General features: G+C 72.5%; 14 protein-coding genes. 6 read left to right on the plus strand and 8 right to left on the minus strand.

The features are described from left to right. Window positions 1-44 precede the first annotated feature (44 nt). The 3 genes from HA073_RS23900 to ngcE are packed head-to-tail and all read right to left on the minus strand — an operon-like array spanning window position 45 to window position 3,270. Window positions 45-950, minus strand: coding sequence for a carbohydrate ABC transporter permease (locus HA073_RS23900; RefSeq protein WP_069087727.1), 906 nt, complete (start codon window positions 948-950; stop codon window positions 45-47). Beyond that, on the minus strand, window positions 947-1,855 hold the full coding sequence (locus tag HA073_RS23905) for a carbohydrate ABC transporter permease (RefSeq protein ID WP_030500326.1): 909 nt from the start codon (window positions 1,853-1,855) through the stop codon (window positions 947-949). The genes HA073_RS23900 and HA073_RS23905 overlap by 4 nt, the downstream gene beginning before the upstream one ends. Next, window positions 1,855-3,270, minus strand: a complete 1,416-nt coding sequence (ngcE, locus tag HA073_RS23910; protein ID WP_043329751.1) for an N-acetylglucosamine/diacetylchitobiose ABC transporter substrate-binding protein — start codon at window positions 3,268-3,270, stop codon at window positions 1,855-1,857. Before ngcE ends, HA073_RS23905 begins: the two co-directional genes overlap by 1 nt. 163 nt (window positions 3,271-3,433) lie before the next feature. Between ngcE and HA073_RS23915 the strand changes: the two genes are divergently transcribed. Beyond that, on the plus strand, window positions 3,434-4,813 hold the full coding sequence (locus HA073_RS23915) for an acyltransferase (RefSeq protein WP_166457329.1): 1,380 nt from the start codon (window positions 3,434-3,436) through the stop codon (window positions 4,811-4,813). A 3-nt stretch (window positions 4,814-4,816) separates the two neighbouring features. On the opposite strand, the gene HA073_RS23920 is transcribed toward HA073_RS23915, so the two are convergent. Then, window positions 4,817-6,112, minus strand: a complete 1,296-nt coding sequence (locus HA073_RS23920; RefSeq protein ID WP_043329748.1) for an aspartate aminotransferase family protein — start codon at window positions 6,110-6,112, stop codon at window positions 4,817-4,819. Window positions 6,113-6,230: 118 nt separating this feature from the next. Here HA073_RS23920 and HA073_RS23925 point away from each other — a divergent pair, with 118 nt between their 5' ends. Next, a complete protein-coding gene (locus HA073_RS23925) occupies window positions 6,231-7,193 on the plus strand; it encodes a hypothetical protein (protein ID WP_166457346.1) in 963 nt (320 codons plus the stop codon). 56 nt (window positions 7,194-7,249) lie between these two features. Here HA073_RS23925 and HA073_RS23930 read toward each other — a convergent pair whose 3' ends face one another. Then, window positions 7,250-7,936: a Tat pathway signal sequence domain protein gene (locus HA073_RS23930; protein ID WP_166457330.1), complete on the minus strand. Its 687-nt coding sequence runs from the start codon at window positions 7,934-7,936 to the stop codon at window positions 7,250-7,252. 344 nt (window positions 7,937-8,280) lie between these two features. Between HA073_RS23930 and HA073_RS23935 the strand changes: the two genes are divergently transcribed. The 3 genes from HA073_RS23935 to HA073_RS23945 all read left to right on the plus strand — a co-directional run bounded on the left by HA073_RS23935 (window position 8,281) and on the right by HA073_RS23945 (window position 10,377). Further along, on the plus strand, window positions 8,281-9,039 hold the full coding sequence (locus HA073_RS23935) for a TetR/AcrR family transcriptional regulator (protein ID WP_043329745.1): 759 nt from the start codon (window positions 8,281-8,283) through the stop codon (window positions 9,037-9,039). A gap of 185 nt (window positions 9,040-9,224) precedes the next feature. Then, window positions 9,225-9,839 carry a DUF6230 family protein gene (locus tag HA073_RS23940; protein ID WP_030500319.1) on the plus strand — a complete coding sequence of 205 codons (615 nt, stop codon included), beginning with the start codon at window positions 9,225-9,227 and terminating at the stop codon, window positions 9,837-9,839. A gap of 1 nt (window position 9,840) precedes the next feature. Next, on the plus strand, window positions 9,841-10,377 hold the full coding sequence (locus tag HA073_RS23945) for a DUF6114 domain-containing protein (protein ID WP_166457331.1): 537 nt from the start codon (window positions 9,841-9,843) through the stop codon (window positions 10,375-10,377). A gap of 1 nt (window position 10,378) precedes the next feature. Here the strand turns inward: HA073_RS23945 and murD are convergent, their stop codons facing one another. Beyond that, complete coding sequence (gene murD, locus HA073_RS23950; protein ID WP_166457332.1) at window positions 10,379-11,725, minus strand: UDP-N-acetylmuramoyl-L-alanine--D-glutamate ligase; 1,347 nt, start codon at window positions 11,723-11,725, stop codon at window positions 10,379-10,381. Window positions 11,726-11,811: 86 nt separating this feature from the next. On the opposite strand from murD, the gene HA073_RS23955 reads away from it, so the two are divergent. Beyond that, the gene (locus tag HA073_RS23955) at window positions 11,812-13,161 is read left to right on the plus strand and encodes a hypothetical protein (RefSeq protein ID WP_166457333.1); all 1,350 of its coding nucleotides are present in this window, start codon (window positions 11,812-11,814) and stop codon (window positions 13,159-13,161) included. Window positions 13,162-13,380: 219 nt separating this feature from the next. Here the strand turns inward: HA073_RS23955 and HA073_RS23960 are convergent, their stop codons facing one another. Both HA073_RS23960 and argG read right to left on the minus strand, forming a co-directional pair. Beyond that, window positions 13,381-15,054, minus strand: a complete 1,674-nt coding sequence (locus tag HA073_RS23960; protein ID WP_166457334.1) for a PucR family transcriptional regulator ligand-binding domain-containing protein — start codon at window positions 15,052-15,054, stop codon at window positions 13,381-13,383. Between the two features lie 76 nt (window positions 15,055-15,130). Continuing rightward, window positions 15,131-16,582 carry an argininosuccinate synthase gene (argG, locus tag HA073_RS23965; protein ID WP_064445361.1) on the minus strand — a complete coding sequence of 484 codons (1,452 nt, stop codon included), beginning with the start codon at window positions 16,580-16,582 and terminating at the stop codon, window positions 15,131-15,133. Window positions 16,583-16,591: the final 9 nt, after the last annotated feature.

The following is a 16,591-nucleotide window of genomic DNA, read 5'->3' on the forward strand; positions in this document are numbered from 1 at the left end:
TCAGTTCGATCTTCCCCACTGCCCCGTTGCCTGTGGCAACCGCCTCACTTGAGCTGCCCCGCGGTCAGTCCGGACTGGACCTGACGCTGGAACGCCACGTACACCACGAGGACCGGCAGCACCGCGATGGTCAGGCCGGCGAACAACTGGGCGTAGTCACCGGCGTAGCCCTGGCTGACCGCGAGCGAACTCAGGCCCTGGGCCAGCATCCGGTCCTGCCCGTCGCCGGGGATGAGCACCTGGGGCAGCAGGAACTGGTTCCAGTGGCTCAGGAAGTTGAAGATGCCGACACTGATCAGTCCCGGTCGCGCCATCGGCAGCATCACCCGGAAGAACAGCCGGAAGTGCCCGCACCCGTCGATCAGCGCGGCCTCCGCCACCGAGGTCGGCAGCGTCCGGAAGAACGCGGTCAGGAAGAACACCGTGAACGGCAGCGAGTAGGCGGTGTAGACCAGGATCAGGCCGGGCCAGGTGCCGAGCAGGCCGACGCTGCGGACCACGAAGAACAGCGGCACCAGGGCCAGGAACACCGGGAACATCATGCCGCCGACGAACAGGTAGTAGACCACCTGCCGGCCGCGGAACTCGTAGCGCGCGAAGACGTACGCGGCGGTGGCGCCGAGCAGCATGGTCAGACTCAGCGAGCCGGACACCACCACCAGGCTGTTGAAGAAGAACCGGCCGATGTGCGCGGTGCTCCAGGCCCGCGCCCAGTTGTCGAAGCGCAGCGCCTCGGGCAGCCCCCACGGCTCGGCGATGATCTCGCCGTTGCTCTTCAGCGAGCTGAGCACCATCCAGGCCAGCGGCAGCACCGTCATGGCCGCCCAGAGCATGAGGAAGCCGTGCGAGAAGACGTTCGCCACGCCCAGCTCACGCCGGGGCGGACGGTCGGCCGGGGTCGCCGCGCGGGTCGCCTCGGCGGCCGGGGCGCCGGTGTCCACGGTGGTCACGAGTACTCGATCCGATCGCGCCGGGCGGTGCGCAGCGCCAGCACCGCCACCGAGAGGGTCAGGAAGAACATCGCCACACCGATCGCCGAGGCGTACCCGAACTTGTTCTCGCTGCCGAACGACGTGTCGTACATCCGCAGCCCGATCACGTCGGAGGAGAAGTTCGGCCCGCCGTTGGTCATGAGCTGGACCAGGATGAAGCCGTCCAGCGCCGCGATGGCCAGGTAGATCCAGGCGACCTGGATGGTGTCCCAGAGCAGCGGAATGGTGATCTTCCGCAGCATCGTGGTGCGGGACGCGCCGTCGAGCAGCACCGCCTCGTAGATGTCACGCGGGATGGCCTGCATGGCGGCGCCGAAGAGCACCACGTAGAAGCCGACGTTGCTCCACACCATCACCGCCAGCACGCACCAGAACGCGAAGCGCGGGTCGCCGAGCCAGGCCGGGGTGGCCAGCCCGACGGCGCGCAGGGCGCCGTTGAGCAGGCCACTCGTCGGACTGTAGATCTCCTTCCAGAGCAGCGCGATGATCACCACGGAGAGCACCTGCGGGAAGAAGTAGACGAGCCGGTAGACCGAGGTGCCCCGCACCCCGGTCACCCCGGCCCGGCCCCGGCGGCCGCCCATGGTGAGCATGCTGGCGAAGAACAGGCCCAGCCCGATCGTCACCACCGGCACCACGGCGAGCAGGATCGCGTTGTTCTTCAGGGCGTTCCACACGTACCCGTCGTTCAGCAGCGTGCGGAAGTTCGCCATGCCGACCGGGTCGGCCTGCGCGGAGTAGCCCATCCAGTCGGTGGTGGAGATCTGAAAAGCCTGGAGGTACGGCGAGAGCACGAAGATGCCGTACAGCGCCAGCGGGGGCAGCAGGAACGTGAGGATCAGGGGGAGGCGACCCTGTCGCATCACGCGGACCGCTTGTACTTCTTGACCGAGCTGTCTCCGGCGATCGAGTCGGCGCCCTTCTGGCACTGGTCGAGGAACTCGGCCGGGCCGATCCGGCCGCTGAAGAACTCGCCGCAGGCCGCGTCGACGAGGTTGCGCTCCAGCTTGCGGTAGTAGTTGTTGTAGACCCAGTTGAAGCCGTTGGACCCGGACGCGTCGAGCGCCTTGACCACGGTGCTGAGCCCGTACGGCAGGTCGACGCCCTCGGTGGCGCCGGCGACCACGGGCAGGCTGGCGACCTTCTTGGTGAAGTCCTGCGCGCCCTTGCGGGACAGCATGGTCCGGAAGTACTCCAGGCCACCGGCTACGTTCTTCGCCTTCGCCGGCACCATGAACGGCTCGCCCGCGGTGCCGCGGATCGCCTCGTACGGCAGCTTGTCGCCGCTGCCCAGGCTCGGCGTGGGCGCGACTGTCATGTTGAAGCCGGGCGGGGTGACGTCCTTCTGCTCGCTCTCCAGCCAGGAGCCGCAGGAGATGAACGCGGCCTTGCCCTGGCACCAGGCGGTCTGCGACTGCTTGTGGTCCAGGCCCGGGGAGCCGGCGAGGATGAACTTGTCCTTGACGATCTGGTGCCAGGCGTCGGCGGCGGTCTTCATCGCGTCCGACTTCCAGGCGTTCGGCTCCAGGTTGTCGATCGCCAGCGCCACGGACGGGCCGCCGAGCTTGATCGCGGTGGAGATCAGCGGCCAGCTCATGTAGCGGGGGTGCACACCGGCGTACGTCCAGGGGGCGATGCCGGCGGCCTTGATCCGGCGGCAGAGCGCGATGTGGTCGTCCCAGGTCTTGGCGTCCTCCCAGCCACGGTCGGCGAACAGCTTGGTGGAGTGCCAGATGCCGTACACCGTGTAGGTGTAGTTGAGGACCAGGAACCGGCCGTCGTAGGAGCCGACCTCCACGGTGCCGGGCAGCAGCGTGTCCTTGACCGTCTTGCCGGGCGTGTCGAGGCTGGGGGCGGCGAGCAGCTCGCCCAGGTCGGCGAGCGCGTTCTGGGAGACCAGGCCGTTGAAGTCGATCTGGCCGGCGCCGGAGTTGTTCACCACGTCGGGCGGGCTGCCGTCGACGAAGCGGGGCTGGAGCGTCTTGCTGATCTCCGCGGTGGCCGAGTGCTTGATCTCCGCCTTCGGGTACCGCTCCTTGTACATGGCCTCGTGGGCCTTGGCGTAGTCCTCCCCGAAGCCGCCGTTGAAGATCACCACCTCCAGCGGGGCGTCCTCGGCCACGCCGAGCGGGTTCTGCTCGCTCTTCGTGCCCTTGTACGCGCCGCCGTCGCCCTCGTCGCCGCCACCGGAGGTGGCGCAGCCGGCGAGCAGGCCGGCGGCAGGGGTGGCCAGCAGGCCGGCGGCGGCGCTGCGCCGAAGGATCTCACGCCTGTTCATCGCATCTCCTCGGTTCGGGTACGCCCGGTGAACGATCTGTCGCTTGTCTTCACATAAGGCATTTCCACTGAAGAATTTCTACGACAGTGCGACGGGGACCACAACCCCTCTCGACCGATCCGTTATCCGTACCGGTCGCGGCGCGCTGGCCTAGCCTGACTTCATGCGCCGCCTGCGGCAGCTCGCGCAACGCACGCCGCCGGGGCGGGAGCGCTACATCGACCTGCTCCGGGCGCTGGCCATCACCATGGTCGTGCTCGGCCACTGGGGCGTCACGGTGATCGGGTACGACAACGGCCGCCCCGCCGGCCACTCCGCGCTGGCGGACCTGCGCTGGGCCTGGCCGCTGACCTGGGTGGCCCAGGTGATGCCGGTGTTCTTCCTGGTCGGCGGCTACGCCAACGCCGCCTCGCTCACCTCACGCCGCCGCCGGGGCGGCTCGGCGACGGGCTGGCTGGTCGACCGCAGCGCCCGGCTGATCCGCCCCACCACCGTGTTGCTGCTGGTCCTGGCGGCGGGAGCGGGGATCGCCACGCTGCGCGGCGCCGACGCGGCGCAGGCGCGCGAGGTGATCTGGTTCGCCACCATCCCGCTGTGGTTCCTGGTCGCCTACGTCGCGGTGGTGGCGCTGACCCCGCCGATGTTCGCGCTGCACCGCCGGTTCGGGCTCGCCGTGCCGGTGGTGCTCGTGGTGCTGGTCGCGCTCGGCGACCTCGGCCGCCTGCTCGGCCCGGCCGTGCTCGCCGACGGCAACTACCTGCTGGGCTGGCTGGCCGTGCACCAGGTCGGGTTCGCCTGGTACGACGCCGCCCGGCCGGACACCCGCGCCGGACACGCCGCGCCGCGTGGGCTGTTCCGCCGCGGACTGCCGCTGTCCGGCCGGGCCGGGGCGGCACTGCTCGGCGGCGGCCTGGTCGCGCTGGTGCTGCTCACGGTGGCCGGACCGTACCCGGTGGCGATGCTCCACGTACCCGGCGAGCGGCTGGACAACGCGGCGCCGCCGAGCCTGGCGCTGATGGCCGCCGCGGCCGCCCAGCTCGGCCTGATCCTGCTGCTGCGACGCCCGGCCGGGCGCTGGCTGCGCCGGTCCGGCCCCTGGCAGGCGGTGCTCGCGGTCAACGCCGTGGTGCTCACCCTATTCCTCTGGCACCTGACCGCCGCGGTGCTGCTGGTCGGCCTGCTGGACGCGCTCGGCGTGCTGCCCACTCCCCCGGTCGGCTCGGCGGCCTGGTGGGCGTGGCGCGTACCGTGGCTGCTCGCGCTGGCCGCGGTGCTGGCCGTGCTGGTCGCCGTCTTCGGTCCGGTCGAGGCCCGGACCCGCCGCCCGGCCGCGACCGGCCCGGCCGGCGTCGGGAGGCGGCGGCTGCGCGCCGGGCTGGCCCTCGCCGGGTACGCGGGCGTGCTCGTCGGCCTGCTGCTGAACAGCCTCACGCCCAAAGAGGGACCGGAGCCGCTGGGCCTGCCCGCCCCGGCGCTGGTGGCGTACCTGGCCGGGGCGGGTCTGCTGCGGCTGCTCAGGTACGGACGGGACCGGCCGGGCTGATGGTCACGCCTCGATCGAGGCGCGGATCGCGTCGACCAGGATCGCCAGGCCCTCCCGGGCCTCGTCCTCGGTGAGCGTCAGCGGCGGGCCCATCCGGATCACGTTGCCGTACAGGCCGCCCTTGCCCACCAGCAGGCCGCCGGCCCGGCACGCCTCGAACACGCGGGTGGTCAGCGCCGCGTCCGGCTCGACGGTGCCCGGGTGGACGAACTCGACGGCGAGCATCAGGCCCTTGCCGCGTACCTCGGCGACCCGGTCCAGCCCGGCGGTGGCCGCGCGCAGGCCGTCGCCGAGGATCGCGCCGACCCGGGCGGCATTGCCCTGGAGGTCGTGGTCGAGCAGGTAGTCGAGCACCGCGTTGCCGGCCGCGGTGGACACCGGGTTGCCGCCGAACGTGGAGAAGCTGATCGCCGGCACCGACTCCAGCACCTCGGCCCGGCCGACCACCCCGGCGAGCGCGAAGCCGTTGCCGATGCCCTTGGCGAAGGTGAGCAGGTCCGGGGTCACGCCGTGCGCCTGGTAGCCCCAGAAGTGCTCGCCGGTACGGCCCCACCCGGTCTGCACCTCGTCGCTGATCAGCAGGATGCCGTGCTCGTCGAGCACCTTCTTCCAGGCGGCGAAGAGCCCGTCCGGGCCGTGCACGAAGCCGCCGACACCCTGGACCGGCTCGGCGATCAGGCAGGCCACGTCGCCGGCGGTCTGGGTGGCGAGCACCTCGCGCAGGTCCTCGACCGCCGCGTCGACCCGGTCGGCGGCGTCGAGCCGGGCCAGCAGCCCGCGCAGCCGCTCCCCCGAGTGCAGCCAGGCCACCTGCAAGGGGTTCAGCGCGCTGGCCGACCAGCCGCGGTTGCCGGTGACGCCCATCGTCGCGTACGACCGGCCGTGGTAGCTGTTGCGCACCGCGAGGATCTGGTGCGAGCGCCGGTGGTTCGTGGCGACCAGCAGCGCGGCCTCGTTCGCCTCGGTGCCGGAGTTGGTGAAGAACACGCGGGCGTCCGGGATGCCGGAGAGCCGGGCGATCTTCTCGGCCAGCTCGACCTGCCGGCGGATCAGGTAGAGCGTGGAGGTGTGCACGAGCCCGGTCCGCAGCTGCCGCTCGACCGCCTCCCGGATCTCCGGGATGTCGTGGCCGACCATCGTGGTCAGCACGCCGCCGAAGAAGTCCAGATAGGTCCGGCCGGCCGCGTCGGTGACCCGGCGGCCGGACCCGGCGACGAGTTCCAGCGGTTCGGCGTAGTAGAGCGGCATCCAGGACGGGAGCACGGCGCGGTGCCGGGCCAGCAGGTCGTCGGAGGTCATCGGCGCACCCTTCAGCGGAGGTGGATCCCCCGCACGTTCCCACCACGAGCGGGGGCGGGACAACTGGCACTTCGCGGGCCGGCCCGGCGGTAGCATCCGGCGGGTGCGGACGGATCAGGTGACGTTGCCGGGCGGCGTGGCGGGGACGACGCGGGCGGACCTCCTGGCCGGGATCCGGTCCTGGGTGGAGTCCGCCCCGGTGCGGGATCTGGTGGCGCACTTCGGCGGCGACTGGCCCGACGGTGACCTGACGGCGGTGCTGGCCGGCCTGGACGTGTTCTCCGCCCGCCGCTGGGACTTCCGGCAGGGACGGGAACGCCCGGACGCCCGGGAGCCGGCGTTCGACCCGGCCACCGCCGGGCTGGTGCTGCGCGCGGCCGCCACGCTGGGCCTGGTCCGCGCGGTCGCGCCGGCCCGATCCGGGTACGCGCACCTGCTGGTGCTCGGCGGGCTGGCGCACGCCTGCCTGCGGCGCACCGCGTACGCGGCGATGCTGGCCCGGACGGCGGCCGGGGTGACCGGCGAGGTGGCGGTGCTGGGCAGTTTCCGGCCGCTCTCGGCGGCCGAGTGCCGCACGCTCGACGCGGCCGGGGTGTCCGGCTGCGCCACCGAGGTCGACGTCCTCGACGCCGGGGTGCGGCTGGCGTTCGGGGTGGCCGAGCCGGACGACGAGCGCGGCGAGCCCGCCGGTCATCCGCACCGGTCCTGGTCCTCGCGCACCTACCGGCCGGCCGGGCTGCCCCCGGTACGGGTGCTCGCCGCGCCGTCGAGCGAGCCGGACCGGCGTCGCGCGCACACCGCCGACACGCAACGGTTCTGGGCCGAGCACGTGCGGCTGCGCGCGGGCGACGAGGTGCTGATGGTGACCGCACCGATCTACGTGCCGTTCCAGCACTGCGACGCGCTGCGGACGCTCGCCGTGCCGTACGGGTGCGGCATCGAGACGGTCGGCGTGGACCCGGCCGCCCGGGCCGCTGTCGACGTGCCGGAGCCGACCCTGACGCCGGGCCGCTACCTGCAGGAGATCCGGTCGGCGCTGCGGTCGATGCGCGCGCTGCACGCCACGTTGACGGCCGGCTGAACCGGCGTGCGGGCCGGCGCCCGGCGTACCGCCGCGCACCGGCCCGGGAGCGGGTGTCAGTTGACGTAGACCGCCGGGCTGCCGGTCTTGCTGGTGTCCTTCACCGGCGAGTACGAGGCGGTGAAGTACGCGGTGCCGAAGCACAGCGACGGGCCGGAGAACTTGGTAAGGGTCTGGTTGGTGAAGGTGATCGAGTTGGTGCCGTTGGACGCCGTACCGGTCAGCGTGTTCGTGCTGGTGCGGTAGACGCAGGTGATCGCGCCGAGCAGCGAGTTGAGCACGACGGTGCTCTGGATCGGCGCGGCCGCCGTGCCGGCGATGGTGACCACGCCGGCGCTGGTCACCGACGTGGTGTAGGGCAGGTTGTTGACGGTGATGCTCTGCACGCCGGTGGTGCCGAAGACGTTCGTGGTGCAGCTGGAGAACGACTGCGCGGTCAGGCTCTCGGTCGCGGTGCCGGGGGCGGTCGGGTTGGTCAGCACCTTGGCGCTGAAGCTGGACGCGGCGCACTTGATGCCGGTGGTGCCTCTGGACGAGGAGTAGAACGTGGCGTTCGTGCCGCTGCGCAGGCTGGCCTGGATGACGTCGCCCACCGACACGGCGGTGCCGGCGACGGTCGGGTAGGTCAGCACGTTGCTGGCCAGCGAGGTGGTGGGTGCGGCGGTGGCGGGGGCGGCGCCGACCAGACCGGTCAGCAGCGCCAGGGCGGCGAGACCCGCGCCGATGCGTCCGTACCTGGGCATGGTTGTTCCTTCCGGCGGTGGGACAGGAAACGGTTCCGGCGGCGTCCGGGGTGGACGGAGCCGGTGGGTGCGGCGGCCGGGCCGCCGATGGTGGTGGTGCGCCGTTGCGGCCTCAGCGGGCCGGGCGGCGTGGCGCAGTGCGGCGACGCCGCGTCACCTCGGTCTTTCCGGCCTTGGGGGGACGGGTGCGCGCGGCGATAATGGCAGCCATCCGGCCCTCCTTCGACACGTACGGGGTGACCGACGAGGAGAGATCACCAGCGGTGACGGGGCGTGAACTGAGCGTGTCGAAAGTTATAAACCCCGGAGGGTCGTAAAGTCAACGCATCGAGAGAGGTCGACAGGTGACCATCCCGAGCCCGCCGTCACCGGCACCCGCACCCCTGCCGGGCGCCCGCCACGGCCGCGACCCGGACCGCGCCATCAAGCGCGGCCCGCGCCGGGTGCCGGCCGAGGAGGTGGCGGCGACCCAGCGCGACCGCCTCTTCGACGGGCTGGTCCGGGAGGTCGCCGCCCGGGGGTACGACAACGCCCGGGTCAGCGACATCTGCCACGCGGCCGGAGTCACCCGGCCCGCGTTCTACGCGCTGTTCAACGGCAAGCAGGACGCGTTCCTGGCCGCGTACCGGCACGGCATCGCCGTGGTGTCGCACCTGATGGAGGACGCCTACCGCGACGCCGGACCGGCCTGGCCGGACGCGGCACGCGCGGCGCTGCGCACGCTGCTCGACGTGCTGGCGAGCGTGCCCGCGTTCGCCCGGATGGCACTCGTCGAGGTGGACGCGGCCGGCCCGGACGCGCGCCGGGAACGCGACGCGCTGCTGCGCAGCTTCCGCCGGTTCTTCGCCGGCACCGGTCCGGAGCCGGCGGAGGTCGATCGCGACGCGCTGGTGTCCACTGTGGTCGGCGGCATCCACGCCACCATCCGCGAGCGGGTGGCGCAGGGGCGGGCCGACGAGCTGCCGGCGCTGCTGCCGGTGCTCACGTACGCGGCCACCGCGCCGTTCCTCGGTCCCGAGGGCGCCCGGCGCGCCGCCCGGGCCGCCCGACCGGACGACGGACCGGCCGCCACGGCGCCGTGCGCGCCGCCCGCTCATCCCTGACCGATCAGAAACCGCAGCGGTTTTTCACTTTAGCCGCTTTTGGCAAATGCCGTCCAATGATCTGCTACAGGCAGTTGACCGGCCTTTTACTCAGCGGTAACTTCGGCCTGCGCCCACCCGGCGCGGACGCCCCGCGAATCCAATTCACATCGTCGCGGATGAATTGATCTCGAAAGGGAGCCAGCATGTCGGAGCAGATCGATCAACCGAGAAGCGGCGTACGCTGGCGCCGGTTCGCCGTCACGCTCGGCACCGTGACCGTCGGCGCGGCCGGCATGGTGATGCTCACCGCGCAGGGTGTCCTCGGCGCGCAGTTCGCCATCTCGGGCATGCCGTTCACCGTCACCGCCGACAAACTGGAGGGGACCGGGTTCGAGCAGTTCGCCACGCTCGACCAGATGATCCCGGACAGCCCCAACCAGGGCGACACCGGCGGGCAGGTGCTCGTGATCGTCTCGGCCATCGACAAGGCCGAACTGACGAACCTCTGCCAGAGCATCAACCTCGGCGGAACCAACCTGCGGATCACCGCCGGCAATTCCGGTAAGCCCGTCACCGCCCGCACGCTCGTCGTCGACGGCGACGAGATCGCCGGCAACGCCTCCTTCAAGAACATCGACGTCGGGCAGGACGCCAGCACCGTCGACAAGGTCCCCGGGGTCAAGGGCAACCCGGGCGTGTTCGCCCAGCAGGCCGACACGGTGACCATCACCAACCTGCGGCAGAACAACTACGCCACCACCGCCGCGATCTTCACGCTGCCCAACCTGCGCATGGGCTTCAGCTCCGACGGGTGCTGACATGAGCCCGGGACAGCACACGGCCGCCGGCGTCCGCGCACGCTGGCGGCGCTGGCGGCGCGCGCGACCGTTCACCGCCGGGCTGCTCATCGCGCTCGGCGGCGCGGAGATGCTGGTGACGCTGCGCGCGCCGCTCGGTGTCCTGCTGCACGTCGGGCCGCAGGGCCTGGCCGCGTACCTGGTCCCGGCGATCCTGGTGATCTGCGGCGTGCTGCTGATCACCACCCCGCAGCAACGGGTCTTCTACGCGGTGCTCTCCCTGGTGCTCGGGCTGGTCTCCTGGCTGACCTCGAACCTGGGCGGGTTCCTGGTCGGCATGCTGCTGGCGCTGGTGGGCGGGGCGCTCGCGTTCGCCTGGACCCCGGTCAAGCAGCGGCCGGCCCGCGCCGAGGCGGCACCCGCCGCCGGCACGGCGGTCGCCGCCACCGCGCCCGGGCCGCGTGAACCGGTGGACAGTTCGGCGCCCACCGAGTCGCTCGACGCGCTCCTGTCGGCCGAGCCGGGGCCGTCGCGGGACGCCCGGGCGGAACGCGGCTGACTCAGCGGGCGGTGTCCGCCACCGCCTGCGCGAACACCTCGGAGCGGTGCTCGAAGTTGCGGAACCGGCCGTAGCTCGGCGCGGCCGGGGACAGCAGCACCACCCCGCCGGCCGGGGTGAGCTTGCGGGACAGCCCGACGGCGGCGACCAGGTCGTCGGCCAGCTCGGTACGCACCGACGGCAGCCCGGACAGCGCCTCCACGATGCGGGGGCCGCTGTCCGGCACGCCGATCACGGTGATCTCCCGGTCGGCCAGGTGCGCGCGCAACGGGCTGTAGTCCAGCCCCCGGTCGGCGCCGCCGACGATCACCGTCAACGGCCGCCCCTCGTACGCGTCGATCGCGTGCATGGCCGCGTACGGGCTGGTGGCGAGCGTGTCGTCGACGAACGTCAGCCCGGACGGGTCGGCGATCTCGGTCAGCCGGTGCGCCAGGCCCTGGAACTCGGCGACCGCGACGGCGAGGCTGTCCTTGCGCGCCACCACGTCGACGCCGAGCGCGTCCAGCACGGCGAGCGCGACGCAGAGGTTGCCCTCGTTGTGCCGCCCGACCAGCGGCAGCGCCGCGCGCGGGAACAGCGGCGTGTCCCGCAGGTGGAACCACTGCGTGCCGTCCGGGCCGGAGGACACGTGCGTGGTGTCCGGTGAGCCGGCCCGGATCGCGGCCCGGTCGCCCAGCTCCGCGGCCAGGCGCGGGTCGGCGCCGTTGACCACCACGGCGTGCGGGCCGTGCGCGATCAGGTTCAGCTTGTCCCGGTAGTACTCCCGCTCGCCGCCGTGGGCGTCCAGGTGCTCGGGGAACAGCGCTGTCACCACCGCCACCCGGGGCGAGTCGGTCAGGTCGGCGCACTGGTAGCTGGACAGCTCCAGCACGTACAGCTCCGCCTCCGGCAGGTCCAGCAGCGGCACCCCGATGTTGCCGCCGAACACGTTCGGCCGGTCCATCGCGGTGAGCAGGTGGCTGATCAGGCTGGACGTGGTGCTCTTGCCCTTGCTGCCGGTCACCCCGACGGTCCGGTCCGCGTGGTCGGCCATCCACAGCGCGCTGCCCTGCGTGACGGGCACGGACCGGCGGCGCAGCTCCACCATCCACGGGTGCGTGTTCGGCACGCCCGGCGAGCGGACCACCACGTCCGCGGCGGCCAGCCGGTCGAAGCCCGCCTCGCCGGTCACCAGCGGCGCCGCGTCGGCCAGCGGACCTTCCCAGGGCAGCGTGAGGAAGTTGGCGCTGTCGTCGACGACGACCAGGCCGGCCGGCCCGTGCGCGGCGATCGCGGTCACCGCGGCCCGGCCCTCGCGGCCGGCGCCCCAGACGGCGACATGACGTCCGCGCAGATCAGACAGGCGCACGGGCTCTCCTCGGACTCGGTCGGTGCACGGCGGTGGGGGTCGGCCCAGCCGGACACGGGCGGACGAACCAGGGCCTAGTATGGCGTGTGCCCAACGAGCAGCTGCGGCGGATGGACGCCTTCACCTTCCCGTCCTACTCGATCGACTTCGCCACCGGCGAGGTCCTGTTCGACTACGCCCTGACCGGTCCCGACGGCGAGCGGCGATTCACCGAGGTGATCACGCTCCCGCTGCCGGCCGAGCCGGTCTCCGACACCACGGCGGCCACCCTGGCGCGGGTGCTGGAGCTGCTGCACGTGGTGGCCGGTGTCAGCTACTACAAGGCCGCCGCGCCACCCCGGCTGGTGCTGCCCGCGCCGCTGGGCGCCGCCGCCGTCGAGCTGGTCACCGCCGTCTACACCAAGGGCCTCGCCGAGTACGCGTACCGCAACGAGCTGCCGCACGTGCTGGAGCTGCGTCCCGAGGTGCCCGCCGGGACGGTGGATCCGGCGCCGGCGCTGGACAACTCCGACCGGCGGCCGCTGTCGGCGGTGGGCGGTGGCAAGGACTCCATCGTCACGCTGGAGGCGCTGCGCCGCGCCGGCCTCGACCCGGTGCCCTTCTCGGTCAACCCGAACCACGTGATCGTGGCGGTGAACGAGGCGTCGGACCTGGTGCCGCTGGCCGCCCGGCGGCGGCTGGACCCGGTGCTGTTCGAGCTGAACGCGGCCGGCGCGCGCAACGGGCACATTCCGGTCACCGCGATCAACTCGCTGATCGCCGTGGCCACCGCCGTCCTGCACGGGCTCGGCCCGGTGGTGATGTCGAACGAGCGCTCGGCGTCCGACCCGAACCTGATCTGGAACGGCCACGAGATCAACCATCAGTGGTCCAAGGGCGTCGAGGCGGAAGGGCTGCTGCGCGCGGCGCTGGCCGAGCACGCCGGGCTCACCGAGCCGTACTTCTCGCTGCTGCGTTCCCTGTCCGAGCTGCACATCGCCCGGCTGTTCGCCGAGATCGACCGGTACGACGCGGTAGTGACCAGCTGCAACGCCGCGTTCAAGCTGCGCGACGCGAGCGAGCGCTGGTGCCGCGACTGCCCGAAGTGCCGCTTCGTGTTCCTCGCCATGGCCCCGTTCATGCCCCGGGAGCGGCTGACCGGCATCTTCGGCGGCGACCTGCTGGCCGACGAGTCCCAGGTGCCCGGCTACCGGGAACTGCTCGGCGTCGACGGGCACAAGCCGTTCGAGTGCGTCGGCGAGGTGGAGGAGTCGGTGGTCGCGCTGAGCCTGCTCGCCCAGCAGGACCAGTGGCGCGACGCCCCGGTGGTACGCGCCCTGGTCGCGGCCCTGCCCGACACCGCCTGGCAGGCGGCCGCCACTTCCGACGTGTTCACCCCCGCCGGCCCGAACTTCGTCCCGCCCCCCTACGCCAAAACCCTGACCGCCCTAACCTGACCCACCCCCACCCCCACCCCCCGCCCGCCCGCCGCGTTGATCATGAAGTTGGCGGGGCGAATCCGGGCAAAACACCGGCCTAACCTCATGATCACCGCCTCGGCCCCATCGATCTTGGAGTTGTGGCGGCGCGCATAAGCCGCGGTTTTGGGCATCTCGGGCGCCACAAGTCCAAGATCGGCGGGGTCGGCGGGACCGGCGTGACGGCCCGGGGGTGGGTCAGGAGGTTCGGATGGCGTCGAGGGCCAGCAAGGCCACGTGCAGGGACAGGCACCTGTCGACCGAGTCCAGGTCGGCGTCGAGGATGCGGCCGATCCGGGCCAGCCGCTCGTAGAACGCCGGCCGGGAAAGGTGCGCCGCGGCAGCGCCCGCCGACTTGTTCCGCCCCTGCTCCAGGTACGCGCGCAGCGTGCCGAGCAACTGCTCACGTGGGTGCTGGGCGTCGTACGCGAGCAGTGCCCCGAGTTCGCGCTCGACGAACGTCTGCAGCCGGGGCTCGTCGCGCAGCAGGTGCAGCAGACCGGCCAGCCCGACGTGCGGCAGCCGGTAGCAGGGCAGGTCTCGGGGGTCCCGCCGTGCCGCCTCGGCGATCTGACGCGCCTCGACGAGTGAGCGGCGCGCCTCGCGCAGACTGCCCACGCCCGAACCGGCCGCCACCACGGTACGGGTGGCCGGAGGGCGGGACGGGGCGGCGTCGAGGCGTACCCGGCGCAACGCCGTGGCGAACGCGGCGAGTGCCTTCTCCTCGTCGGCCGCGTCGGGCAGGGCCAGCAACGCCCCCACCGCATGGTCGTCGACGGCGCTGGTCAGGGCGGTGAGTTTGGCGTCCCGCACGGCCTGGCCGACCGCCTCGGCGAGGTCGCGCAGGCGGGCCGGACCGGCCTCGGGGTCGGCGTCGGCGCCCGGGCCGGCGGCCGGCTCGTCGCCACGGTGCCGGACCACCACGCCGACCAGGTGCCGTCGGTCCAGGACGACGCCCAGCGCCTTGGCGCGCAGCGCCACCTCGTCCACCGGGCGGGAGTGGTCGATGAGCGCGGTCAGCAGCGTACGGTGGATCTGCCGTTCCAGGCCCTCGGCGTCGCGCCGGATCAGCCGCCCCAGGGCCAGCGTGGAGGCGGCCCGCTCGATCAGGATGGTCAGCCGGGTCGGCGGGGTGGACTCGGCGACGGGCCAGCGCAGCAGCAGCCGTCCCCAGTCCTGCCCGCGCGCCCCGACGGTGGTGACGAGCCAGCCGCTGCCCGGGTCGTACGCGGTGCGCCCGGCCGGGCGGATCTGCCGGGAGTGCTGTTCCCAGCCGTCCAGCAGCAGTTCCGCGTTCTCCCCCGCCGGGTCGTACGCGAGCACCTGCCGGGACAGGTTCTCCAGCACCATCGGGCAGCCGGCCAGTTCGGCGGCCTGCCGCAGCACCTCGGCCGGTTCGGCGCCCTCCACCGACAGGTCGGTGAACCGCTGGTGGATCTCCTCGGTGGCGCGCAGCTCGGTGAGCTGGGCGTCCACGATCAGCCCGTGCACCGCCTCGGTGATCCGGACGAACGGGGTGCCCCGGCGCAGCTCGACCAGGGGCAGGCCGCGGCGTTCGGCGGCGGCGGCCATCACCCGGGGCACTCCGGTGAGGTACCGGCGGCCCAGCTCGACCACCAGTCCGGAGGCGCCGACGTCGGCCAGGGTGCCGATGAACTCGCGCAGCCCGGCGTCGTCGGCCGGCAGCCCGATCCCGGTGGTCAGGACCAGTTCCCCACCGCCGAGCAGGGTGGCGATGTCGGGCACCTCGGCGATGTGCACCCACCGCACCGGCCGGTCCAGCCCGGCGTTCCCGGCGACCAGGCGCGGCGCACCGTGGCGCATCGGCACCAGGTCCAGGACCTCACGCACGGTAGGGAACACGGGCGACACGCTACCCTGCGTCACCGTCGTTGCCGAGGGCCGCACTGGCCGGCTCGCCGGGGAGGACGAGCCGGCCAACGGCGGATCAGTCGACGCCGAACTCCATGGCGGCCCGGTCGAGCGCCTCGTCCTCGGCGGTGGGCACGCCCCGGGACGCGATGGCCTCGGCGCCGCCCTGCGGCATGGCGCCGATCAGCCCGGTCGAGGCCGCCTGGGCGGCGCCCACGACCCGCTGCGGGTTGCCGCCGCCGACCATGCCGACGGAGGCGTACTGCTCCAGCTTGGCGCGGGAGTCGGCGATGTCGAGGTTGCGCATGGTGAGCTGGCCGATCCGGTCGGCCGGGCCGAACGCCGAGTCCTGGGTGCGCTCCATCGACAGCTTGTCCGGGTGGTAGCTGAACGCGGGGCCGGTGGTGTCGAGGATCGAGTAGTCCTCGCCCCGGCGCAGCCGCAGCGTGACCTCGCCGGTGACCGCCGTGCCGACCCAGCGCTGCAGCGACTCGCGCAGCATCAGCGCCTGCGGGTCCAGCCAGCGGCCCTCGTACATGAGGCGGCCGAGGCGGCGGCCCTCGTTGTGGTAGTTGGCGAGCGTGTCCTCGTTGTGGATGGCGTTGACGAGCCGCTCGTAGGCGGCGTGCAGCAGCGCCATGCCGGGGGCCTCGTAGATGCCCCGGCTCTTGGCCTCGATGATCCGGTTCTCGATCTGGTCGGACATGCCCAGGCCGTGCCGGCCACCGATGGCGTTGGCCTCCAGCACCAGGTCGACGGCGCTGCCGAACTCCTTGCCGTTGATCGTCACCGGGCGGCCCTGGTCGAAGCCGATGGTGACGTCCTCGGTGGGGATCTCCACGGACGGGTCCCAGAACTTCACGCCCATGATCGGCTCGACCGTCTCGATGCCGGTGTCCAGGTGTTCGAGCGTCTTGGCCTCGTGGGTGGCGCCCCAGATGTTGGCGTCGGTGGAGTACGCCTTCTCGGTGCTGTCCCGGTAGGGCAGGCCGCGCTCCAGCAGCCACTCCGACATCTCGGTGCGGCCGCCCAGCTCGGTGACGAAGTCGGTGTCCAGCCACGGCTTGTAGATCCGCAGCTGCGGGTTGGCCAGCAGGCCGTACCGGTAGAACCGCTCGATGTCGTTGCCCTTGAACGTCGAGCCGTCGCCCCAGATCTGCACGTCGTCGGCGATCATCGCGCGCACCAGCAGCGTGCCGGTCACGGCCCGGCCCAGCGGCGTGGTGTTGAAGTAGGCCCGCCCGCCGGAGCGGATGTGGAAGGCGCCGCAGGTCAGCGCCGCCAGTCCTTCCTCGACCAGGGCGGCGCGGCAGTCGACGAGGCGGGCGACCTCGGCGCCGTAGGTGTGGGCGCGGCCGGGCACCGAGGCGATGTCGGGCTCGTCGTACTGGCCGATGTCGGCGGTGTAGGCGCACGGGATGGCGCCCTTGTCGCGCATCCACGCGACCGCGACCGAGGTGTCGAGGCCGCCGGAGAAGGCGATGCCGACACGTTCGCCGATGGGCAGGGAGGTGAGAACCTTGGACACAAGGAAGAT

Source organism: Micromonospora sp. CMU55-4 (genome assembly GCF_011602315.1).
Taxonomy (GTDB): domain Bacteria; phylum Actinomycetota; class Actinomycetes; order Mycobacteriales; family Micromonosporaceae; genus Micromonospora; species Micromonospora chalcea.